The 21,364-nt window shown below is 37.0% G+C and carries 19 protein-coding genes; 5 read left to right on the top strand and 14 right to left on the bottom strand.

Going from position 1 to position 21,364, the window contains the following annotated elements:
* Positions 1–162 precede the first annotated feature (162 nt).
* The 6 genes from rtcA to I9192_RS13560 form a co-directional block, all read right to left on the bottom strand.
* Positions 163–1,194, bottom strand: coding sequence for an RNA 3'-terminal phosphate cyclase (gene rtcA, locus I9192_RS13580; RefSeq protein WP_005032275.1), 1,032 nt, complete (start codon positions 1,192–1,194; stop codon positions 163–165).
* Positions 1,195–1,932: 738 nt separating this feature from the next.
* On the bottom strand, positions 1,933–2,394 hold the full coding sequence (locus I9192_RS13575; protein WP_005032272.1) for a DIP1984 family protein: 462 nt from the start codon (positions 2,392–2,394) through the stop codon (positions 1,933–1,935).
* 18 nt (positions 2,395–2,412) lie between these two features.
* Positions 2,413–2,535, bottom strand: a complete 123-nt coding sequence (locus I9192_RS22465) for a hypothetical protein (protein WP_005032269.1) — start codon at positions 2,533–2,535, stop codon at positions 2,413–2,415.
* Positions 2,536–2,539: 4 nt separating this feature from the next.
* Positions 2,540–3,799 (bottom strand): RtcB family protein, encoded by a 1,260-nt coding sequence (locus tag I9192_RS13570; RefSeq protein ID WP_010591562.1) that lies wholly within the window; start codon positions 3,797–3,799, stop codon positions 2,540–2,542.
* Positions 3,800–5,747: 1,948 nt separating this feature from the next.
* Complete coding sequence (locus I9192_RS13565; RefSeq protein WP_005032262.1) at positions 5,748–7,379, bottom strand: TROVE domain-containing protein; 1,632 nt, start codon at positions 7,377–7,379, stop codon at positions 5,748–5,750.
* Positions 7,380–8,370: 991 nt separating this feature from the next.
* Positions 8,371–9,327: a ribonuclease Z gene (locus tag I9192_RS13560; RefSeq protein WP_004824502.1), complete on the bottom strand. Its 957-nt coding sequence runs from the start codon at positions 9,325–9,327 to the stop codon at positions 8,371–8,373.
* A 270-nt stretch (positions 9,328–9,597) separates the two neighbouring features.
* Between I9192_RS13560 and rtcR the strand changes: the two genes are divergently transcribed.
* The gene (gene rtcR / locus I9192_RS13555; protein WP_200149859.1) at positions 9,598–11,208 is read left to right on the top strand and encodes an RNA repair transcriptional activator RtcR; all 1,611 of its coding nucleotides are present in this window, start codon (positions 9,598–9,600) and stop codon (positions 11,206–11,208) included.
* A gap of 41 nt (positions 11,209–11,249) precedes the next feature.
* Here the strand turns inward: rtcR and I9192_RS13550 are convergent, their stop codons facing one another.
* Positions 11,250–11,882 (bottom strand): alpha/beta hydrolase, encoded by a 633-nt coding sequence (locus I9192_RS13550; protein WP_004824499.1) that lies wholly within the window; start codon positions 11,880–11,882, stop codon positions 11,250–11,252.
* Positions 11,883–12,007: 125 nt separating this feature from the next.
* Here I9192_RS13550 and yaaA point away from each other — a divergent pair, with 125 nt between their 5' ends.
* Positions 12,008–12,787 carry a peroxide stress protein YaaA gene (yaaA, locus tag I9192_RS13545; RefSeq protein WP_004824497.1) on the top strand — a complete coding sequence of 260 codons (780 nt, stop codon included), beginning with the start codon at positions 12,008–12,010 and terminating at the stop codon, positions 12,785–12,787.
* Between the two features lie 31 nt (positions 12,788–12,818).
* Here yaaA and I9192_RS13540 read toward each other — a convergent pair whose 3' ends face one another.
* Entirely contained in the window at positions 12,819–13,397 is a 579-nt protein-coding gene (locus I9192_RS13540; protein WP_004824494.1) for a hypothetical protein, read from the bottom strand.
* A 57-nt stretch (positions 13,398–13,454) separates the two neighbouring features.
* Here I9192_RS13540 and I9192_RS13535 point away from each other — a divergent pair, with 57 nt between their 5' ends.
* Positions 13,455–14,099 (top strand): HD domain-containing protein, encoded by a 645-nt coding sequence (locus I9192_RS13535; RefSeq protein ID WP_004824493.1) that lies wholly within the window; start codon positions 13,455–13,457, stop codon positions 14,097–14,099.
* Between the two features lie 136 nt (positions 14,100–14,235).
* The gene (locus I9192_RS13530; protein WP_005032256.1) at positions 14,236–14,892 is read left to right on the top strand and encodes a hypothetical protein; all 657 of its coding nucleotides are present in this window, start codon (positions 14,236–14,238) and stop codon (positions 14,890–14,892) included.
* Between the two features lie 34 nt (positions 14,893–14,926).
* Here the strand turns inward: I9192_RS13530 and I9192_RS13525 are convergent, their stop codons facing one another.
* Both I9192_RS13525 and I9192_RS13520 read right to left on the bottom strand, forming a co-directional pair.
* Positions 14,927–15,364, bottom strand: coding sequence for a PaaI family thioesterase (locus I9192_RS13525; protein WP_005032254.1), 438 nt, complete (start codon positions 15,362–15,364; stop codon positions 14,927–14,929).
* A gap of 99 nt (positions 15,365–15,463) precedes the next feature.
* Complete coding sequence (locus I9192_RS13520; protein ID WP_005032253.1) at positions 15,464–15,709, bottom strand: hypothetical protein; 246 nt, start codon at positions 15,707–15,709, stop codon at positions 15,464–15,466.
* 179 nt (positions 15,710–15,888) lie between these two features.
* Between I9192_RS13520 and I9192_RS13515 the strand changes: the two genes are divergently transcribed.
* Positions 15,889–16,305, top strand: coding sequence for a GFA family protein (locus I9192_RS13515; RefSeq protein ID WP_004824489.1), 417 nt, complete (start codon positions 15,889–15,891; stop codon positions 16,303–16,305).
* A gap of 90 nt (positions 16,306–16,395) precedes the next feature.
* On the opposite strand, the gene I9192_RS13510 is transcribed toward I9192_RS13515, so the two are convergent.
* The 4 genes from I9192_RS13510 to I9192_RS13495 form a co-directional block, all read right to left on the bottom strand.
* Positions 16,396–18,408, bottom strand: a complete 2,013-nt coding sequence (locus I9192_RS13510; protein WP_005032251.1) for a lipase family alpha/beta hydrolase — start codon at positions 18,406–18,408, stop codon at positions 16,396–16,398.
* A gap of 103 nt (positions 18,409–18,511) precedes the next feature.
* Positions 18,512–19,438 (bottom strand): ABUW_2363 family tetratricopeptide repeat lipoprotein, encoded by a 927-nt coding sequence (locus tag I9192_RS13505; protein ID WP_005032249.1) that lies wholly within the window; start codon positions 19,436–19,438, stop codon positions 18,512–18,514.
* Positions 19,439–19,673: 235 nt separating this feature from the next.
* A complete protein-coding gene (cysE, locus tag I9192_RS13500) occupies positions 19,674–20,498 on the bottom strand; it encodes a serine O-acetyltransferase (RefSeq protein WP_005032247.1) in 825 nt (274 codons plus the stop codon).
* Positions 20,498–21,331 carry an RNA methyltransferase gene (locus tag I9192_RS13495; RefSeq protein WP_005032245.1) on the bottom strand — a complete coding sequence of 278 codons (834 nt, stop codon included), beginning with the start codon at positions 21,329–21,331 and terminating at the stop codon, positions 20,498–20,500. The genes cysE and I9192_RS13495 overlap by 1 nt, the downstream gene beginning before the upstream one ends.
* Positions 21,332–21,364 lie beyond the last annotated feature (33 nt).

The raw sequence follows: 21,364 nt of genomic DNA, 5'->3' as shown, positions 1-21,364 counted from the left end.
TTTAAAAATACATTGATCTAAGGTATTGATTATATAATGGATAGTCATAATAAATATTTACATAATGTGCCAATAAACATGAAAATTAATATGAATTGGCACATTAGGATAAGTGATTAAAAGGGTGGGCAATTTAATGGTTAAGCCATCATAAGGCAAAGATTAAGTCACCACACGGATCTTAAAAATATCGTTTAATGCTTCGATCTGAATATCACAGTCTAAAAATTTTTGAATCATTTCAGCTTGGGTTTTAGTGTGATCGCTCAATACTTGTGCTGTAAATTCACCACCTTTGCCTAAAGCCAAAGGTAATAAAAGTTGGTCGGCTAAATATTCATCAACCACAGCATGTGAGTTCAAATAGGCTCTCACCTCTTTGGCTAAATCATGTGCCACTTTTTCAGCACATTTTTTCTTTTCACCTAAAGCTGAAAAGACTTGCTGATGGTGTTCATAATTTAAGATAACAAATGCAGTGTTGCCTTGGCTGATCCCTTGAAAATTAATACGTTTACGTTGATTTAAACCAAGTTTATTATTCAAGACATCTAACTCTCGATCTGCAATATCTTGTTGGATGTTTAAGGCTGCTGCAAAACCATGTATTTCCAGTAATTTTCCCTTGGTTAAAATAGATTGCTCAAGTTTATTGTTCCATGGATGAATGGTGATATTGATTTGACCTGCACCAATCGGAAAAAAGCCAACGCGTTCGCATTTAAAATCAACTTCTATGCCAAGCTTTTGAATAAAAGGCAGGAAACAATGTTGAATAAAATCTGCTGTGGGTGCCAAAGGATTATGTGTTCCGCCGTGAATACTCAATTGACTTGCTTCTGGTTGCATCATGAGTGCAGGAAGGAGTGTTTGCAAAACCAAAATTGTGCTGCCTGCCGAACCGATATGAAAATCATACTTCCCAGTTTCAACTTGTTGAGGTTGAAAATACAGTTTTTGGGAATGTAACTCAGCACCTTCAACAATTGCATGACTGATACGTTGAGAAGCTTGCACACAAACCAAATGCTGACGCATTAAGCCAGGTTTCTTTCGACCTGCACGGATATTGATAAGCTCAAAAGGAATACCTGTTAGCATAGATAGGGAAAGCGCAGTTCTTAAAATTTGCCCGCCGCCTTCGCCCAGTGAGCCATCTATTTGGATGGATTTATTTTTTACTAATGTGTTCATTTTCTATTTCATCATTTCTTGCTAAATCATTTGGTTTTCGGACATGTTTTATAAAATGTAATTCATTTACACCATATTATGGATCGTTATACTGTGCCTCAGCTAAAGAGATCGCATTCGCTCCACTTTTGAATTTGCATCATTATTTTCTACACAGTCATCTTCCCAAAAAACAAACGGGACAAATTTCATAGTCAAAATTACCCGAGGCTGATCTCGAGTGTCATGATGACAATAAAAACAGGGGTAATTCATTCAAACTCCAAAAAAAAGGTGAACATACTGTCAGTACATGGTAATGCTAGGTGCATTGTGACTTTGCTTTCACAAAGGTTTGCCTTGTTTGTAGTGATGGGTTGATTTGTGCTTATGGTTTTAAGCTAACCCGCTCGCTCATCAAGCCACTACACTATTTTCAATCCTGTGTTGTGGAGGTAGAGGATCTTGCACTCGCCCAGTATGTTCGGGTGATCTCAGATGACGAATCATTTGAGAAAAATTGAAATATATTGTCAGTACGTGGTAATGCTATATAAATAGTCACTTTGATTCACAAAGGTTTAAATGATGCTTAGTGATGGATTGATTGGTTCGTTTCCGCCCTAAATCCGCTTCGCTGTCATTACCCAAAAATGATGCTGACTTTTATTTCAATCTATACAGCCTTAGATCTTGTACTCGCCCAATATATTCCAAATCTGATCGGCTAAAGCCGATCAAAGCTTTTAAATGATCGCTTTAAACGTCCAGTAAATCAACTTGCCAGTTTGTGGCTTGTATTAATACATTTAAATCACGTAATTTAGCACTGATATCATCGGATTGTTTTTGCAAAGATGATACTGGAATTACCTTATGCCATTTGATTTCACGTGTACTATAGCGATCTGGTTCACGTTGAGTGTTGCTGATGGCAGACGTTAAAATTTTATGGCGCTCCACAAGCTCATCACGTTGAGTCAGTAAAGCCAATAATGAACGACCATCAGTTAATTTTGCCAAAGCATTGGTTTGATGAATGGCATAAACAAGTTTTTGAGATTCTTGAGTTAATGCAAATACTTGCTTTAATAACTCGTTTGGATCTTCCGATGGTTCATCACCGTCTTGTACCAATACATTTGCATTGATACGTTGTTTCAATGAAGCGATTTTCTTTTGTTGATCGCTTCGTAATAAAAGTGCTTCTGCAAGTTTCATTTTATTTTTCCTATATCTTTAATTGATATTTAACACCACAATTTCATATAAGGTTTGCTGACGTAATGTATCAACGTGGATTGATTCGGCAAACCTTATAATGTCTTCTAAGCTTTGGTATTTTTCTAATTTGGTCATCATGATACTAACCCTTTACACAAACAACCTGACTTAAAGTGTAAACCACTTCCACCAAATCGCTTTGCGCTTTCATCACATCTTCAATTGGCTTATATGCCGATGGAATCTCATCAATCACGGCTGCATCTTTACGGCATTCTACACCTTGGGTCTGTTCAATCTGATCTTCTACAGTAAACAACTTTTTCGCTGCAGTACGGCTATGTACACGACCAGCGCCATGCGAACATGAGCAGAAAGATTCCTGATTTCCCTTACCTTTGACAATAAATGACTTAGCACCCATTGAACCCGGAATAATCCCATACTCACCCAAACGGGCACGTACAGCACCTTTACGTGTTACCAGTACTTCTTGACCAAAGTGTTCTTCTTTATCCACATAATTATGATGACAATTAACCGCCTCAACCTTAGCATTAAAGGGTTTATTTATAATGATACGCAAAGCTTGCACAGCCGCTTCCATCATTAACTCACGGTTTTTCATGGCAAAACGTTGTGCCCATCCAACCGCAAACCAATAGTCGTCAAAATGCCCCGTACCTTCTACCAAGTAAGCTAAATCTTTATCAGGCAAGTTAATAAAATGCTTTTGCATATCTTTACGTGCCAGTTCGATAAAGTGATTACCGATTGCATTTCCTACACCGCGAGAGCCTGAGTGTAGCATGATCCACACCTGTTGATGTTCGTCTAAACAGATTTCAACAAAGTGATTCCCAGTTCCTAAAGTACCTAACTGTTTATGGTTATTGGTATTTTTTAAACGTGGATGCTTCGTACAAATGTATTCAAAATCAGTCACTAACTCAGCCCATGCCTGATCAACACGTTCAGTAGGTGTATCCCATGACCCTCGGTCTCGACGACCACGACCTTTGGTCATTCCATGCGGGATCAAGCGTTCAAGCTCGGTACGCAGTGCATGTAAATTATCGGGTAAGTCTGATGCAGTAAGTGAGGTACGTGCTGCCATCATCCCACAACCAATATCTACGCCAACAGCAGCGGGAATAATTGCACCTTTGGTTGGAATGACACTCCCAATTGTTGCTCCGATTCCGACATGTACATCTGGCATCACTGCCATCCATTTATAAATAAATGGCATTTGCGCTGTCTTTAATAATTGTTCTTTGGATTTCTCATCGACAGGCACACCTTTGGTCCACATTTTTATAGGGACACCTTTTTTATCCTGAATAATATTATAAGCACGTTCATTGGATGCTTGTTTTTCAATTTGTTCTGATACTGACATAGTCATAGCTTTATCCTTTGCAAAACCTGCCTGCCAAGCGGTTGCAGGCAGGTGATATTTATATACATCTCATGATGTATGTTCTATATATTGCAGAGAGTGTGCCAACTTTGTTTTTTAATTGATTTTATTTTATAAGATATTGATATTTAATTAATAAATGTATTTAAATTTTTCTTTAAATACATATTTCAAAAAAAATTATGCAAATTTAAATATTATTTTAGATAGTAATCTATCTATTTTTATATTTTAAATAAAATATAAAACAACCAATGCCTAAACATAATAAGAAAAGTAGGCTAAAACCAATAGAAAAGATGAGGTTTATTTTAGAGCCTTGTAAATATGCAAATAAAGTAATTGAAAACATTAGGTTATAAATACTACTCAGCAAATATCTTCCACAATGTGGTGCAAATTTAGTAGTAAAATAGCCGAACCAAATTGCAATTGGAAAGATTGATATAATTGAAAAATAATAAATTTTTGAGCAGGTTGGGATGTTCTCTTGAAGGAAGCCGCAACCCAAAGTGAGTGAAAGCCAAAAAACGACATAGAAGAAAAATAAAAATACAAAAATGAGTAAAGGAAATAAGAGGAAAGCAAACCAAGCACGCATTGTTATTATTCAGGGTATCTATCACGTTGCAGAGTATAGTACGAAATCTAGCTTGGGAGAATTTCTTCTCCCAAGCTGAGTTTGATGAAATCTGTGATTCTTAATCTTTGCTTATATCCCATACCGTATGATCATCAGTGGATTGATAATGTTCTTCGATATGGATTTTTAACCTGAGTGAGAGAGGATCATCTTCTAGGATTTGGCTATGCCCATGTAAAAGTTTCAGTTCGTTTTTTTACGACTTTTACTTGGCGGTTTTTCATGATAATTCTGGCATTTCTTATACCAGTGGTTGGTTTCTAAATAGTATTTTTTAACTCTTAGTTTCTCTAAAGCAAGATCGAGATTGTCGTCTTTCACGAGGACTTTAATAGACATGTTTTGCGTTTTAAGGACTGACACCTGTCTCTGGTTTTAAATTGAACGATTAAACTAGCAAATCGTCGATCAATTCACAAGCGATATTCTTAAAACACGGGCTTGATACAGTTTCATCTGTATGAGGTTTACCTACATTCGATAAAACTCTTAGTGAAATACCATACTTGGATACCTTATCCGTAACTGTTTGAGAGAGTGTGATCCAAAGAAAGAAAAAAAAGCGCAGTAAGGCTCCGCTAAGAACATTATTTTTCAATCAGTTGAAGATGTCGTTACTTTCAACTTACGTTAAATAAAACGCAATCACAACAAATTTTGATCAGATTTTCGTGAGTCATCACGATCGGGACTTGAACCCTGCGCAAAAGCGTTACCATGTAATCCGATCTGCATTTGTAATTGCTTAATTACAACATGATTTATGATGATCAAGTATACATCAACAAGGAGTTGAGGACGGTCGTGGCTCTACCGACTGAGCTACTGTGTGTTGCCACACAGGGTGGTATCGAAACACCGACAAACGAGTAATGTAGTCCTCATTGCATTTGATATACTTGAATCATGGTTACCGCATTGCATAAACAAAATGTTGAAGACGTTTCGTTGCTCTATCCAGCTGAGCTACTTTTCAATCTTAGCTAAGAATGAAAAGGATGGATTTGAACCATCGACCTACGCATTAAAGATGTAGTCCTCAACGCATTTTATGCATTAAATATTGCCAACAAGTTTTCGATAAAACATCAATTATTCAAAGTAATGTAGTTCTATCTGCATTTGGCAACAGTTTTACTCAGCACAACAACTTTATATAGAAACACTTCATTCTGGAAAAATGTAGTTCCTATGGCATTTGTGCTTTTTATCTAACATCATTGCCTCAAGTTACATCATTTGATGCAGAGACTTGAATACAAGATGTTAAATGAGGGAGCAAACTCAGCTAACATGTGACTGAATTTGCGTTAAGTCTATGTTTTCGATTTCACTTATCCAATGATTTACATGCATTTCATTATTGGCAAAGCTTTCAATCAATTTAAATACGTTATCTGAAAACCCGCCAATGTTCATGACATCTTTTTGCTCGGGGAGTTGAGTTGTCGCATAAGGTTGTAAATCAACACATACCAGTTTTGCATCAGGATTAAGTTGTTTTAACTGTTTCCAATAATGCATCATCCCTGTTTGGCGATGCGCTCTTGGGATTTGATCTGCCCAAGATTCATTGTCCGAGAAATAAATCACCATATCGACTTTGGCATTTTCTTTGACCAATAGTGCTAATGGCTTAGAACAATCCGTTCCTCCACCACACATATTGGCAAATTTTTTTGCCAGAGCAAAAATATCAATTTCTAAATTTGGCTGTTTCATCAGATTTTTTCTTTTCAAATATTCTTGCACTTTGCTTAAATTGGATAACTGACGTACTTCTGTATCAAAAGCCATCAAGCGAATATTTGGATTTACATATTTAAATGCACTCGCAAATAATGCTGCTACATCCACACAACGCAATTGTGAGGTTGCTCCCTGACGGTAACCAGTGATGGAACTTGACATCGAACCAGAAACATCAATCGCAATCACAACATTACCTTGGAGTTTAGGTACATTTGAAATTGAACATTGCACCGCAAACTTTAATGCTTTGGCAATTTCAGGTGGCATACCTTCAGCAAGTGCAGACCATGCCATCATCAATTGATAGGGGAATACACGACTTTTTTTAATCGCTTGTTCATCCATCAATTTGTCAGCAATGATTTTAGTCATTCCTTTGATTTTGAAGACATCGTGACGTAAAAATGTATTTAAGTTCATACGAAGCATTTGCCAAGAACCATGACAGGCAATTTCCGCCCACTGCTGTGTAGTAAGATTCAGATGGGTTAAAAGTTGCATAGGTACTTTGGGCAATTCTGTGCTTACACCTGATCGAAACTTTTCCAATGCCTGTACTTGGGCAGGGAGCTGTTCAAACTGATATTCTTTGCCTAATACATAAGCAAAAAATGCATCTTGTTCAACAGTCTTGGGTTTTGGATGCGTCATTTTTAGTACATCAGCAAGTGAAGGGCTGTTCCCAATATTGGCAGCAAGCAATTGTTGAGCAGATGTAGAGAGAATCCATTCGTTTACCATGCGTTTTGGTAATGAACCTAAAGACTTACGACCGATCATTCCTGAACGCATGATTTGTACAAAATTTCTAAGCTGTTTTCCATTATCAATAATTAATGGAAAGATTTGCTTAAAGAGGTCCGTATCTAGCTCAGACAGTAATGCCAATAATACGACAGGTGTATCTTTCATCTGTGCTTTTTGACGTGCATAAATTGCAGTTTTAGCAACAAATGCAGGCTCTACTTCAAGTGCGAGGTTGAGAATATGATCAAGTTGTACTTGTGCATTTTGATAAAAAGTCTGATTCAGTGTACCTGTCGCTGTGAGTTGTGCTAATGCGGCACGAGATTTTAATGTATATGCACGCCCACCAGCTTCATTATATTCAATGGTTTTTGGCTTTGCCTGTTGTTTCGAGGCAAAAATTGTCTTGTTCGCCATGACAGCATCCTCAAGTAAACTTTAATATCTTGATTGTTATATTGCAGAGAGTGTGCCAAGTTTGCTTTTTAAGGTGAAATATATTTTTAAATTTTTGATTTTTATAAGATAAAATTATTTTATAAAATTTAATTTTCAACTTTTTAATGGTTTAGAATATAAATTTAATATCTTTATTTATATAATTTTATCTTTTTTTCTATTTTTTTATAATTAAAAATTAGAGTCTCTAATGTTGTGTAAATAAAAAAAGAGATAACCAGCACCTAGAGAGAAAATAGTCTTACTCGCGGAATATAAAAATATAGAAAAAGTGGGTCGAAAATTCCAAATTGTAAAGACTACAGAAAAAAATTCATTTTGAGCGGTGTAGCATATTTTCTAAATAGATGATCCAATCAAATCGCCAAGACAAATCATGCGGTAAATAAATATAGTCAAACCGTCTGATTATTCATAAAAGTGATTTGGATGATTCATTTATTTTGTACTTTTGAATCATAAACAGTCTTGCTATCACGAGGCGACATGGATGTCGCCATGTTGAGCGGGGGTATTAGGATGTACCCCTCGCTCAACAGAAGATTTTTGTTACTTTTCATCTCTGAAAAGTAAAGTATCGCCTACGCAAAACAATTTAAACTCTAGAGCTAAAGCGTGGCAGTGCAAGCTTTATATCATCAAACAATATATTGATCGCTTTAATTTTATTGATCAACAGAAATGATATTCTACTGTATGAATTTTTCAACAGATTGACTATGGTTAGTGGCTTTTTTTTACACACCTCGGAATTCTTGATGAATCCTATCCACAGCTGATCAAACCAAGAACAATGATGAGAATAAATAACAAGCTTAATACAATCCAGAGGATACATATGAATTCTAAAAGGTTTTTAATGTGAGCTATTTATCTTTTATAGACGGATATTTAAAACGAATATAGCATTAAAGAAGTCTTGGGAAAATCACTTTCCCCAAGGCTAAAGTTATTTAATAAGCGTGAGTTCGCCGCTCGCACTAAGTGTATAGCGATGGAAATCATCAGCAATATAAAAATGACCATGATAATACTCTGCAATTTCATCATGAATTTTTTGAATACCATCAGCATCGTGATAACGCGCACTGAGATGCGTGGCAATCAAATTCGGCAAGCTCATCATTTGCGCAAATTCTGCGACTATTTTTGCAGAGCTGTGCATTGGACCAGAACCAACTTTATCTAATACCGCTTGTGTGTAGGTGGTTTCATGAATTAACAGCGCCGCATTTCTACACGCATCTTTCAATAATTCAGGCTGGTCGTTATCTCCACTGACAATTGCAGATACATGCTGTGTATTTTCAATTACAAAATCTTTTCCATGAAGAAGTTGTCCATTCCACTCAATAGTTAGTCCTTGTTGCAAATAGCCCCAAAGCTTACCTTTCGGAATTTCTAATTGAACTAATCGTTGATGATCCAGTTTGCGCTGAAATGATGTTGCTTTAAAAGCATAAGCATAACTAGGTACACGATGATGTAAGGAGTGAACCTCAATCGAAAGTTTTTCATCCAATTCAAAACTGCTATTGAATGTATGGGAGTCAATAAAATGAAGCGGGTAGGGTAGAAACAACTCAGTTAAATGACGAGTTGCTTCCAACCAGTCTTGAATCTCTTTAGGTGCAATGATGGTGATAGGATCTTTACGTCCGTTCATGCCTGCACTTGCGAGCAAGCCCATCAAGCCATAACAATGATCGCCGTGAACATGAGTAATGCAAATTGCTTTTAAGTGCTGTAAGGATAGTTTGGCTTGTTGAACTCTATGCTGTGTTCCTTCACCGGCATCGACAAGAATCCAATCTTTAGTTTTGCCATAATGAATGGCTAAGCCTGAAACATTGCGTGTTAATGTGGGTACACCTGAAGATGTCCCTAAAAAAGTAAATTCTAACATGGGAAATTTATGCCTGTAGTAAAATCTTATCTGTGGTTATTGTTGTGACAAAGCAAGGCAGTTCCATCAAAAGAAGTGTCGAATCAGACAAAGATGGAGGAAAATAAGTAAAAACTTTGTACGTCAGTAGTATAGCATGATCATGTATATGAAAATAAATAGTGATTTTTAAAAAATATTAGGCTCAATACAGCGAATAATATTTGCTTATTGATAAAATAAAACTATGATTTAGACAAGATATATAAATTTTTATAGATTTATAGAAATATGCAAAAATTTAAAAAAACAGTTGTAATTGGTTTTGTTGGTTCTACCTTAGATCAAGGAAAAAAGCCCGAACGATGGCAACGATGGCGTCCTACGATAAGTTTGTTGATGCATGATGATTTAGTTGTTGATGAGTTGGTGCTATTACATGATCGACGTAATGCCGGCTTGATTGCGCATTTACAGCAAGACGCCTTTGAAATTTCCCCACAGACCAAAATCACAGGACACAAAGTCAATATTCGAGATCCTTGGGATTTCTCGGATATGTATGGAGCACTCTACGATTTTGTAAAATCCTATCCTTTTGATACCGATAATAATCATTATTTACTGCATATTACGACAGGTACACATGTCGCTCAGATCTGCTGGTATCTCTTGATTGATGCGCATTATTTGCCTGCAAAACTCATTCAAAGCTCACCCACAGGGAAACAGCAACCTGAAGGTGAATATCGCATCATTGATTTGGACTTGTCGCGGTATGCAGCATTAACACAGCGTTTTGAACATGAGCAATCCGAAAATTGGCAACAGTTAAAAGCCAATATTGCGACAAAAAATAAAGGTTTTAATCAACTCATTCAAGAGGTTGAATTGGTTGCCACCCGTTCAAGCGCACCGATTTTAATTATGGGTGCAACTGGTGTGGGCAAATCACATTTGGCCAAGCAAATTTATCAACTGAAAAAGGAAAAATTTCATCTCGCTGGTCGATTTATTGACGTGAACTGTGCAACTTTGGTGGGTGATAGTGCAATGTCCACTTTATTTGGTCATCACAAAGGCGCATTTACCGGGGCGATTGCAGCACGTACTGGTTATTTAAAAAGTGCGGATAAAGGCATCTTATTTCTCGATGAAATTGGTGAATTAGGACTGGATGAACAAGCAATGTTACTTAAGGCACTGGAAGATAAATCTTTCTTCCCCGTGGGAAGTGATAAAGAAGTTCAAGCTGATTTTCAATTGATTGCTGGGACTAATCGAGATTTACGTGAAGAAGTTAGAGCAGGTCGCTTTCGAGAAGATTTATGGGCACGCTTAAATACATGGACATTCTTCTTACCCAGTCTAAAAGATCGTGTTGAAGATATTGAACCAAATATCGCATTTGAATTACAGCGCTTTGCTACTGCACATCAGCGACAATTGCGCTTTCATAGTGATGCACTTGAAAAATACTTAAAATTTGCTCAATCAGTAGAGGCAATTTGGCAAGGCAACTTTCGAGATCTTACTGCAAGTGTGACTCGAATGGCGACACTGGCAAATGGAGAGCGGATTGGCTTAAACGAAGTAAATACTGAAATCCAACGGCTTCAACGTATTTGGAGCATCTCTGAGCAAGAAAAGGACAACAAGCCATCTATATTGACGGATATTCTAACCCATGAACAAATAGTGCAAATTGACGAGTTTGATCGCATTCAGTTACAAGGGGTTATCGAAATATGCCAAAAGTCGAAATCCATGGCAGATGCAGGGCGGCGATTATTTTCTGTGTCACGTGAGCAGAGGCAAAGTACCAATGACAGTGATCGTGTGAAAAAGTATTTAGCGAAATTTGGGTTACAGTGGGATGATATAAACATATCAATAAGGTGAGTGAACCACCTTATTGATTTCATTTTTTCTGTAATACTGCTTTAAGGCACTAATAAGAAACGTGAAATTGCAACACGCAATTGTTTTAAATAACCTGTAAAGAAATGGTTAGCGCCCGGAAGTACGGTGATCAAATGGCGTTGTGGTTTTGCCCATTCAATTAAATCACTGAGTTTAGTGGTCGGGTCTGCCTCACCATGAACAAAGAGAATATCGCCTTTGATCGGTGGTGTAACATAATGGCGTAGACCATCAACTGTAGAGGTTGGCAAACCACATAAAATCACTTGTTTGGGTTTAATTTCGTCAGGTAAGGCATGATAGGCTTTTGCCATCACATGCGCACCAAAACTAAATCCGCCAACATAGAAAGGTAGACTTTTGTGTAATTGTCTAACGTATTTGATGACATCTAAAATGTCTTCAGTTTCGGCAAAACCTTCATCATGGACACCATCACTTTGTCCTGAACCTCGAAAGCTTGGACGATAAACGACACAACCTTGTTCGTTGAGAATTTGTGCAAGTAAAGCTGGAACTTTATGTTGAGGGGTACCACCTTGAAGTGGGTGAGGATGACAAACGACAGCAAATCCTTTTACTTCGCCCACAGGATAGTCAACAAAAACTTCGATTTTGCCAACCGAACCTTGAATGAACAGTTGTTCGGACATAATTTAAACGATCATAAAGCAGGGAAGTGATATAGTTTACCGATTCTGCTCACAGAAAACATGAATTGGAATTAAAATATTCCGACTGTTATAGTTTGATTAGTTATTTTTTGATCAGGAAGACCATGCTCGCCTTAATTTCCCCTGCTAAGACGCTCGATTACGAAACCGCACTGCCGACTGATAGCCACACTTTACCAAGACTATTAGACCAATCTCAACAGCTTATAGACCTAAGTCGTAAACTATCTGCATCCGATATTGCTCGTTTAATGCATGTTAGTGAGAAGATTGCCAATTTAAATGTTGAACGTTTCCGTGATTGGAATGCTGATTTTGATTTTTCTAATGCACGACAAGCCATTTTTGCATTTAAAGGCGATGTATACACTGGGCTAGATGCTTATAGTTTGTCGCAAGATGATTTAAAGTTTGCACAAGATCATTTGCGTAGTCTTTCAGGATTATATGGTTTATTGCGTCCATTGGATTTAATGATGCCATATCGTTTAGAAATGGGGATTAAACTTGCCAATGAGCGTGGTCATAATCTTTATGATTTTTGGGGAGAACGCATCACTCAACTCATCAATGAAGACTTGCAGCAAAGTAATTCAAAGTTGTTGGTGAATATCGCTTCTGATGAATATTATAAATCAGTTAAGGAAGCAAAAATTCAGGCAGATATCATTAAACCTGTATTTTTAGATCAGAAAAATGGTCAGTATAAAGTGATTAGCTTCTATGCCAAAAAAGCACGTGGCTTAATGGCACGCTATATCATACAAAATCAATTGGAAAAATTAGATGATTTAAAATCATTTAATCTGGACGGTTATTATTTTGATGCTGAAAGTTCATTGAAAGGTGAGCTTGTATTCAAGCGTGATGAGCAAGCTGCTTAAAAGACCATTTATTTTGAGAATTGGCTTAGCATTAAGCCAATTCACGTTCAAAAATACGATATTCATTACCTAAAGAATTCATTACCATGATTTGAATAAAATCAAATGCATTTGCTTTGAGTTGTTCAATAGAAATAATTTCCCCTGAAATGAGTTCAATCTCACCAACTGCATTGGTTAAACTCTCCATTTCATCATCATCTTCATAGTCAATATTGTGATAAACCTTTACAATCACTTCAAAGGTGTCTTGCTGATCTTGATCTATGAATTCATGAATGACTGGGCGATGAGTAAGTTGTTCAGATGTAAATTCATCACAAAACATTGGATCGTAACCATGTTTTGCACCATCAAAAAGTAATATTTCTTCATTGCTTTCAATATCGACCGCGTATATCAATTCAGGTGCAAAATCTGTCCCACAAATGAGCTGATATTCTTCAAACAGCTCACCATAATATTTAATCTTAAAGCGCTTATTCTGTGTAGAAGATTGTATTTGTCCTCGCCATTCGATCTCCATTAGGTCATTAAAATAAGCCTCATGTTGATAAGTGACAAAATGATTTAAATGTGTAGGTGCTGAAAATTTTGATTTATTGATCATGTGATTACAGTCAAAAATGTTGTATTAATAGATAAAAGTAGCATGTATCCAATACATATGATCATAGATAGCACTGAAAATATCGTCAATTTATTCCGTAAATATTGGCTTGAGTTTACCCAAAAAGCTGAGATGTCTAAAGTACAAGATAATCTTTTGTATGAAGTTTTATTACGTGCTTATACTGAGCCTCAACGGCATTATCATACACTGCAACATATTGTGGAATGTCTGAATTTATTTCATCAAGTGAAGGCTTACTTAGACGATCCTACGGCTGTTGAGTTGGCGATTTGGTTCCATGATGTGGTGTATAACCCTCAAGCCATAGACAATGAAGTGCAAAGTGCTGAACTTATGTTAAAGCGCTGTCAGAATACGTTTAAACAGGCTGTTGTTGAAAAAGCGTATCAATGGATTATTGCAACTCAAAAGCATCAGCCCTCTCAAGAAGATGATCTTAATTATTTATTGGATATTGATCTGGCGATTTTGGGGAGCTCTGAGGCACGTTTTCTGCAATATGAACAGCAGATTCGATTAGAGTATGCATGGGTAGAACAAGAGCTTTATCAAGTAAAAAGGGCAGAAGTGCTACAGCATTTTTATCTCATGCAACCTTTGTATCAGACTGAATATTTTAGAGCGCATTTGGAAGAAAGTGCTAAAATGAATTTATCTAAATCTTTATCATCTTTATAAATAATGGCTTATTGTTAAAAAATGATATGTCAAAAAATGATATGTCAAAAAATCAAAATGATATTGTCAACGTAAATTGCGATTCGGCATCTTTATTCAATATCAAATATATAGAAACACTGAATGAGAGAATATTTTGAAAATTTTAAATCTTGTTGTACTGAGCAGTATCTTATTTTTGACGGCTTGTCAGAAACATAAGCAATCTCAAGAAGATATAAAAACACAACAGCAGTCGATTGATTCTCAAGCAGTCGCAAGTCAAGTGAAAAGCGAAGCTGAAGTAGAAATCCCACCGACTGTTTCAGAGCCTAAAAAGAACGCCAATACTTCAACTATTACTTATCCAGAAGCCTTGATTAAACAAGTGACTGAGGCAGAACAACGCTGTCAAACACCTGAAAAACAAGATTTGAACAGTATCATAAAGATAGTCGATTTAATGGGGGATGAACAACCAGAATATATCTATGAACCTGATTCAATTTATTGTATTGAGGATGGGGTATTTAGAGGTCATGGTGGTGATCAACTGGTGATCTATCAATCTAAAGATGGTAAAAGCATTCAAGAGATTTTTAACAGCACTGTTTTTTCATATCAAGTTTTAGAGCATCAACCCAAGGCGATCGTGCAAATCGAAGTGGGTGGTGGCTATTGCGGTCAAAATATGGATGAAATCAGTCGAGCCGAAGCAATTATGTGTAAACGTAATTTAGAATGGGATGATGCATCTAAGCAACTTAAAATGGGTAAAATCCAATTGATAGAGAAGCAGGCTGATACAGAATAAGTGCTATTCATGATGAATAGCACAACTGATTCGTTTATGGACGAATAATCATACAGGTCGCTGTGGCATGTGCATATAACTTGCCATCTTCATCAACCAGTTTTGCTTCAGAAATTGCCAGATTTTTACTTGAATTAATGACTTGACCAGTGGCAAGTAATTCTTTGTCTTTTGGGACAGGGCGGCACATTTTTACATTTAAGTCGATGGTGCCATAACCAACACCTGCCTCCAATGTGGTATGTATCGCACAACCTGTTGCTGAATCTAATGCGGTAGCGGCAAAACCACCATGTACGCCACCTAAAGGATTTAAATGGCGTTGATCCGCTTTGACTTTAAAACAGGCATAACCTGGGGCGATTTCATGTAAATCCATCGGTATTGTTTCACTGATGGATGCTCTTGGAATATCCCCATTTGCCATGGCTTGTAAAAATTCTAGTCCAGTCATTTCTTGTAGCTGTTTCATCACTTTGTCCTATTATTAAAGTTCTAAAAAGGAACTTAAATATTAAAATAAAATGCTTGATGATGGCTGTCAAATATTTTTGGAAAAAGGAATAATTTTTTAGTATTCGATATCGTAAAATTTTTCGATATGATCGGATTGGTGCAGTATTTTTAACGCTATTTTTTCACCTGTTGCCCATGTTGCAACCGATTGACTTAAATCCACATCAATAATATCTAATTCTTTACACAAGGTCTGATGGCTTTCAATCACAATAAACTGTGGTGATTGAGTTTTTAGACATTTTGCAATATACCGTTGAATATGATGAAGCTTATAAACATCTATAATCTTATAACGCATAGTTTTCCAACTATTCTATTTAAATTGTAGTGATTATTAATCTAGAGCTAATTATGTTAGTTTTCAATTATAATTAGATTACAAAATTCAGATTTGTATAAAAAATCTATGCTTCACCATAACATCAACAGTTAAATATAGTACCGTAACTGGAAATTTCTAAAAACAAGGATATATCTATGAAAGGGCAATGTGTCTGTGGGAAAACAACATTCAATGTGGAATTAAAAAATCATGATGTACATGCTTGTCATTGCTCAATTTGTCGCAGACAAACCAGCGGTGTGATCATGACCATTGATGTCGAACAGGGCGGATTAAACTTTATTAACAATGATCATTTAAGTATTTATGATTCGTCAGAATGGGGCGAGCGTGGTTTTTGCAATGCTTGTGGGACCAATTTATTTTGGCGTACTAAAGATCAAAGCTACTGTAATATCAATGCTTTTGCTTTAGATGAACAACCACAAGATATTCATTTTGATATGGAAATTTATATCGACAATAAACCCGCTTTTTATAATTTTGAAAATCAAACTAAAAAGCTGACTGAGGCTGATGTTGTCGCCTTATTTACAGGAAATGGTGAATAATTTTTTTGTTGTTTGTTTTCGTCAAAGAAAATTTTAAACGCATACTCGTTAAAAACGCCAGTCAATTTGACTGGCGTTTTACTATGTTTCTTAGGGTTTATATATACCAAGTTCAATCAGATGTAATCTTAAAATACGGCGAAGTTCTAATACTGCTTCAGGTGTCTCTTGAATTGAATGTCCACCTTTGATGATTACTTCAGAAGCGGCACCATCAAGGTGTGAACTGGTATAAGGAACGACACCATCAGTCATGACTTTGGGGTCTTTACTGTCCGTAATATTGCCCATGATTGAATGATAGACCATTGCTTTTTTAGGCATTACATTTTCAGTTAATTGGGTAAATTTGGAATTATGGCTTAGATCACTTGGTCCATTCTGAATAATTCCATGACCTACATCTTTTAGAAAGTTTTTCGCATTTAGATCACGTTCATCAATCGAGTCCGCTAAAGCGCCGAGAAACGCGCCTGGTAGTTTGATGATACGCCGAGCAGCCAATGTAAACCATCGGTCAGCAAATGCTGTACCACGGTGAGGTGCTGAAATAAAAATGGCACGATCAAAGTTAGGTACTGATTGAATGGTTAAACGTGCTTTAAAGATCGGATCATCTTTGAATTTATCAAACTTACGGTTATTCAGCATTTTTAATGCAGGCTGAGTGAGATCAGCATCACTGACCAATAGGCGTGCGATAATGCCACCCATACTGTGTCCAATCAATACGGCATCTTTTGCTGAGGCTGATTTTTGGTCAATTGAGGCAAAGCTTTGATTGATGATCGCATTGATTTGATAACGACTTTCTAAAATTGGCATATTGGTTGAGTAGAAAATTTGCCAAACCTGATAGTGTTCGCGGAGGACATTGTCTCCCATAATATCGTTGGTTAGTCGAATCCATGCTTCTGGGCTACTGGCTAAACCATGCACCAATACAATGACTTTCTTATTGGGGTTATAGGGTTCAAGCATGTATAAGTGTGGCATGGTCAAGCTTTGATCGCGATCAATTAAGCTAAGATATGCAGCGATTCCTAAATTATTTTGTGCAAGCCATAAACCATATGGTGCTGAAAAATTAGCTGCAAGCGGGTATTGTTTACCACCAATTTTAATATTTTCGACACTATATGGATCATAAATATTTAATTGGAAATTTGGGCTATGCAAGATGTTGTGCAATGATTCATTGGCATTTTCAGGTTGAGCCGCAATACTCACCGATAAATAACGTGGTTGGTGAATATTGGGATTTATGCCATGTTTATATTGGTATTCAAACGGATTGACAATATATTTGTTTTCTTCAGGGGCATCAGTTTTCGGTAAAATCGCAACAAACTCTGCGCCGAAACCATCTCTACGGTTGATCGAGCGTAAACCTGAAAAGTTTAGATTGTAGCTGGAGACGAGATCTTCTAACTCTGTATTGGCAATTGCAGGATAGCCATTAAAATTGATGCGGTATGTACTTGTTCCCACTTTAATTTGTTTGGCGACTTTTTGATTTTTATGTCGTGTCGCATAGGTGGAAATGAGCTTTGCCAATGCCTGATTGTAAAAATCACGTATTTGAACCTGTCGGTTATTGAAAATACGATCTTGGGGTTGGCGTTCTGTCTTAAATAAATAAGCATAACTATAACGAATGCTGTTATCCAACATGACCATTTGTTGGTCTAAACATTGTTCATAATTTTTCTGGGTGCTTTGCTGCTTTTCTGTAGATTGATGCTTAGAAAATACGCTGATTTTACAATTGGATGAGTCAGCTAAATTAATTGCTTTAGTCAGATAGATTTCGCTGGCTGTAGACAGCAATTGTTCATCTTGAATCTGTGGGATTTTAGCCAAATCTGCAACACATTTTTCAGGTTCTTCTGCACATGATTTTGCTTCACGACCCGTCATGGAGAGCACATTTAAACTTGCCTCACTCATTTTGGAGCGTGTTAAAATGCTATCACGCTCATTGGTGATCGTAACATTAACCTTTTGATTTTTTACACTTACAACCTGACATCCAGAGAAAATCAATGGGCTGATGGCTAAAACATAGAGCAAAATTTTATTTTTTGAGTTTTGCATAAACATTAACGAGATCAATCTTTTCTGAATAATACGATAGTTTTCTAGAATTTCAATTTATAAGCAAAAAAATAGACTGAATGCTCAGTCTATTTTTTCAGCCTAGAAATTATTTCGCGAGCGCTGGGTTTTTCATCACTTGCCAAACATTATAACGACCTTGTTTTTCAATTTCTTGAATCAAGCGATCAGCAACTTCTGCTTCTTCTGGGTATTTCACTTTATAGTTTTTCAAAGTTTGGACAGCATTTTTCTTTTGTTCCATACCAATATAATTATTGGCAGAAGATAGATAAGCCTCTTGAACACCAGCTTTCATTGCTTTGTCTAAATATGGCATCGCTTCTTTTTGACCGCCACCTTCAGATAAAGAGAAACCAAACCATAAGTTTGCCTCTGGATCTTCTTTATTGATCTTCAGGATACGTTGTGCATAATCCAATGATTTGGTTGTATAAGAAGAACCAAGGTCAAGGTTACGCCCGAGAATACTGGCTTTAAATGCACGAATCAGAATATCAAAAGAAGCATTCGGTGCAGCAGCAAGTTGGTCGAGTTGAGTAGACACTTCTTTTAATTTGCCTTCAAAACCTTTACGTTCTTTACGGTCGCTAAATTGTGGTGGGTAATGACGCGCTTTACCTTCAACCATTTGCAAGAAATCATCAATCGCCGTAATGTCAATTTCATTGCTACCTGCTAAAACAGCATATTTCATAGCACGTTGCGAGCTGTTCACTGTAGGTACAATTAATTTATTGGTATCCAGTACAATTTTTTGATTTGGATTCGCTGGATCGGTCACTTCTAGTTTATTGACAGGTTGGGCAGCAGCTTTTTTCAATTCAAGTTCAAAAACAGGGGGTTGCGTGTAGTCGAATGGATTTAATGCATAAAAGGGTGGTGATAATTCTGGTTCAGTATAAATGAAAGGCTCATTTGCATCTATTTTGTTACTTTGTTTGGTCGGTGTAATAGAACACGCAGTAAGTAATGATGTTGCGAGCAATGCATATGCCAAAGGCTTAATCGTCATGTGTTTCTTCCATTAATTTATATTAAAAAAACTGCATGCGCATCAGTCTATGAAAAGACGTCTGAACATGCAACTTGATTTAGTTCGTATTATTAAAAATTATACATGAGGATTTGTTGTCAATTCGTCATGAAATTTAAAAACAACGCTAGTATTTCGTTATTTTATGCTGAATTTTAGACTAGAACGCAAACCATTTAGCCAACATCAACAGATTAGAAAATATCAATATGCCCTAAGCTTTTGAAGACGTTTTTTGCGCTTCACATTCACGTCTAACTTCTTCAATGATTTTGATTTCTTCATCGCTTAAAGGTTGTTCTATCGTTTGTTGTAAATTAAATGTTGGATCTAAAATCGATAGGCGTGTACATAAACTATGGATACGTTGTTCGTTTTGTTCAAGCCGATCTAACAACACGCGCATACCTTCAAGCATTGGGTCGGGTTGTTCTTGAGTCGCTGCATAGGCTTGGAACTCAGTATTTTCAACGGTATTGGCAATTTGCTCAGGACAACGCGGTTCTGCGGTTGTAATAACTTCTTTGTCTTTAGTAATAAAGCGAGCAGGGTTGCCTACGGCTGTTGCACCATCAGGAACTGCTTTGGTAACTACCGCATTTGAACCAACCTTGGCATTTTTACCTACCACAAATGGACCCAGGATTTTTGCTCCGGCACCTACGACTACACCATCGGCAAGTGTTGGGTGGCGCTTACCAGTATTCCATGTTGTACCACCGAGCGTAACGCCATGATACAAGGTCACATCATCTCCAATTTCAGCAGTTTCACCGATAACCACACCCATGCCATGATCGATAAAGAAACGTTTGCCGATCTTAGCACCGGGATGAATTTCAATTCCTGTTGCAAAACGACTGAAAGAAGACAAAATTCTGGCTGAAGTTTTACAATCTTTTTCCCATAATTCATGAGCGATACGATGCATAATTAATGCATGTATGCCTGGGTATGTGGTTAAAACTTCAAATGTATTTCGCGCAGCAGGATCTCGCGCAAATACAGCTTGGATGTCTTCTTTAAGCTGTTTTAGCATTAGTTTTGATCCTCATGTTTTGACTTTTTCCATGTACCATTATTTAGGGCTTGAACTCGGCTAAAAATGCCCCTTAATAAATGATATTCCATCTTATCTAATTGTATACGCCCAAATAATCGACGCAACCGTAAAGGAAGAAGACGTGGGTTTTTAGGGTCTAAAAATTCAATTTCAGCCAACATTTTTTCAATGTGGGGATAAAATTGTTCCATCTGTTCATGTGTGACCAGTGGTTCATCCCAGTGCATATCAGTTGAGTCTGTTACTTGCATCACGGCTTGCGTATCAACAGTTTTCTCTGCCAGTGCCAAGGTCGCCATACGCATTTCATAGCAGATCACCTGAATAGCTTGAGCGACATTCAATACGCCATAATCACTATTTACAGGAATTGTGACATGGTAGTTTGCTAGTGCAAGTTCTTCATTGGTCAGTCCACGGTCTTCTCGACCAAAAACGACAGCAACCTCCTGTTGATTGTGAATCACAGACTGCATTGATTTTTCTGCGGCAGGGCGAGCATCTAACAACGGCCATGGAATAGTACGGCTACGTGCACTGGTACCAAACACTAAATGGCAGTCTTTGATTGCATCTTCTAGGCATTCTACGATTTCAATCTGTTCGATTAAATCTGTTGCGCCTGCTGCCAAAGCGTCAATATCTGGATGTGGATAAGTTTTAGGTGCGACTAAAACCAATTTAGATAATCCCATTGTTTTCATTGCACGTAAGGCGCTACCAATATTTGCAGGCAGTGTGGTATTGACCATCACAATACGTACATGACTTAAATGCTGTGAAATAACAGCATTGTCAAAAATGTCCATTGATGTTCCAAAAATTAAATAAAGAGAAGATAG

The sequence above is a fragment of the Acinetobacter bereziniae genome (genome assembly GCF_016576965.1).
GTDB lineage: Bacteria > Pseudomonadota > Gammaproteobacteria > Pseudomonadales > Moraxellaceae > Acinetobacter > Acinetobacter bereziniae.
This window is presented reverse-complemented; position numbering and strand designations above follow the sequence as displayed.

Excerpts from the sequence above, each read along its gene's own strand:
- rtcA (WP_005032275.1), bottom strand. The coding sequence starts at position 1,194 with ATGAACACATTAGTAAAAAATAAATCCATCCAAATAGATGGCTCACTG.
- I9192_RS13575 (WP_005032272.1), bottom strand. The coding sequence starts at position 2,394 with ATGAAACTTGCAGAAGCACTTTTATTACGAAGCGATCAACAAAAGAAA.
- I9192_RS22465 (WP_005032269.1), bottom strand. The coding sequence starts at position 2,535 with ATGATGACCAAATTAGAAAAATACCAAAGCTTAGAAGACATTATAAGG.
- I9192_RS13570 (WP_010591562.1), bottom strand. The coding sequence starts at position 3,799 with ATGTCAGTATCAGAACAAATTGAAAAACAAGCATCCAATGAACGTGCT.
- I9192_RS13565 (WP_005032262.1), bottom strand. The coding sequence starts at position 7,379 with ATGGCGAACAAGACAATTTTTGCCTCGAAACAACAGGCAAAGCCAAAA.
- I9192_RS13560 (WP_004824502.1), bottom strand. The coding sequence starts at position 9,327 with ATGTTAGAATTTACTTTTTTAGGGACATCTTCAGGTGTACCCACATTA.
- rtcR (WP_200149859.1), top strand. The coding sequence starts at position 9,598 with ATGCAAAAATTTAAAAAAACAGTTGTAATTGGTTTTGTTGGTTCTACC.
- I9192_RS13550 (WP_004824499.1), bottom strand. The coding sequence starts at position 11,882 with ATGTCCGAACAACTGTTCATTCAAGGTTCGGTTGGCAAAATCGAAGTT.
- yaaA (WP_004824497.1), top strand. The coding sequence starts at position 12,008 with ATGCTCGCCTTAATTTCCCCTGCTAAGACGCTCGATTACGAAACCGCA.
- I9192_RS13540 (WP_004824494.1), bottom strand. The coding sequence starts at position 13,397 with ATGATCAATAAATCAAAATTTTCAGCACCTACACATTTAAATCATTTT.
- I9192_RS13535 (WP_004824493.1), top strand. The coding sequence starts at position 13,455 with ATGATCATAGATAGCACTGAAAATATCGTCAATTTATTCCGTAAATAT.
- I9192_RS13525 (WP_005032254.1), bottom strand. The coding sequence starts at position 15,364 with ATGAAACAGCTACAAGAAATGACTGGACTAGAATTTTTACAAGCCATG.
- I9192_RS13520 (WP_005032253.1), bottom strand. The coding sequence starts at position 15,709 with ATGCGTTATAAGATTATAGATGTTTATAAGCTTCATCATATTCAACGG.
- I9192_RS13515 (WP_004824489.1), top strand. The coding sequence starts at position 15,889 with ATGAAAGGGCAATGTGTCTGTGGGAAAACAACATTCAATGTGGAATTA.
- I9192_RS13510 (WP_005032251.1), bottom strand. The coding sequence starts at position 18,408 with ATGTTTATGCAAAACTCAAAAAATAAAATTTTGCTCTATGTTTTAGCC.
- I9192_RS13505 (WP_005032249.1), bottom strand. The coding sequence starts at position 19,438 with ATGACGATTAAGCCTTTGGCATATGCATTGCTCGCAACATCATTACTT.
- cysE (WP_005032247.1), bottom strand. The coding sequence starts at position 20,498 with ATGCTAAAACAGCTTAAAGAAGACATCCAAGCTGTATTTGCGCGAGAT.
- I9192_RS13495 (WP_005032245.1), bottom strand. The coding sequence starts at position 21,331 with ATGGACATTTTTGACAATGCTGTTATTTCACAGCATTTAAGTCATGTA.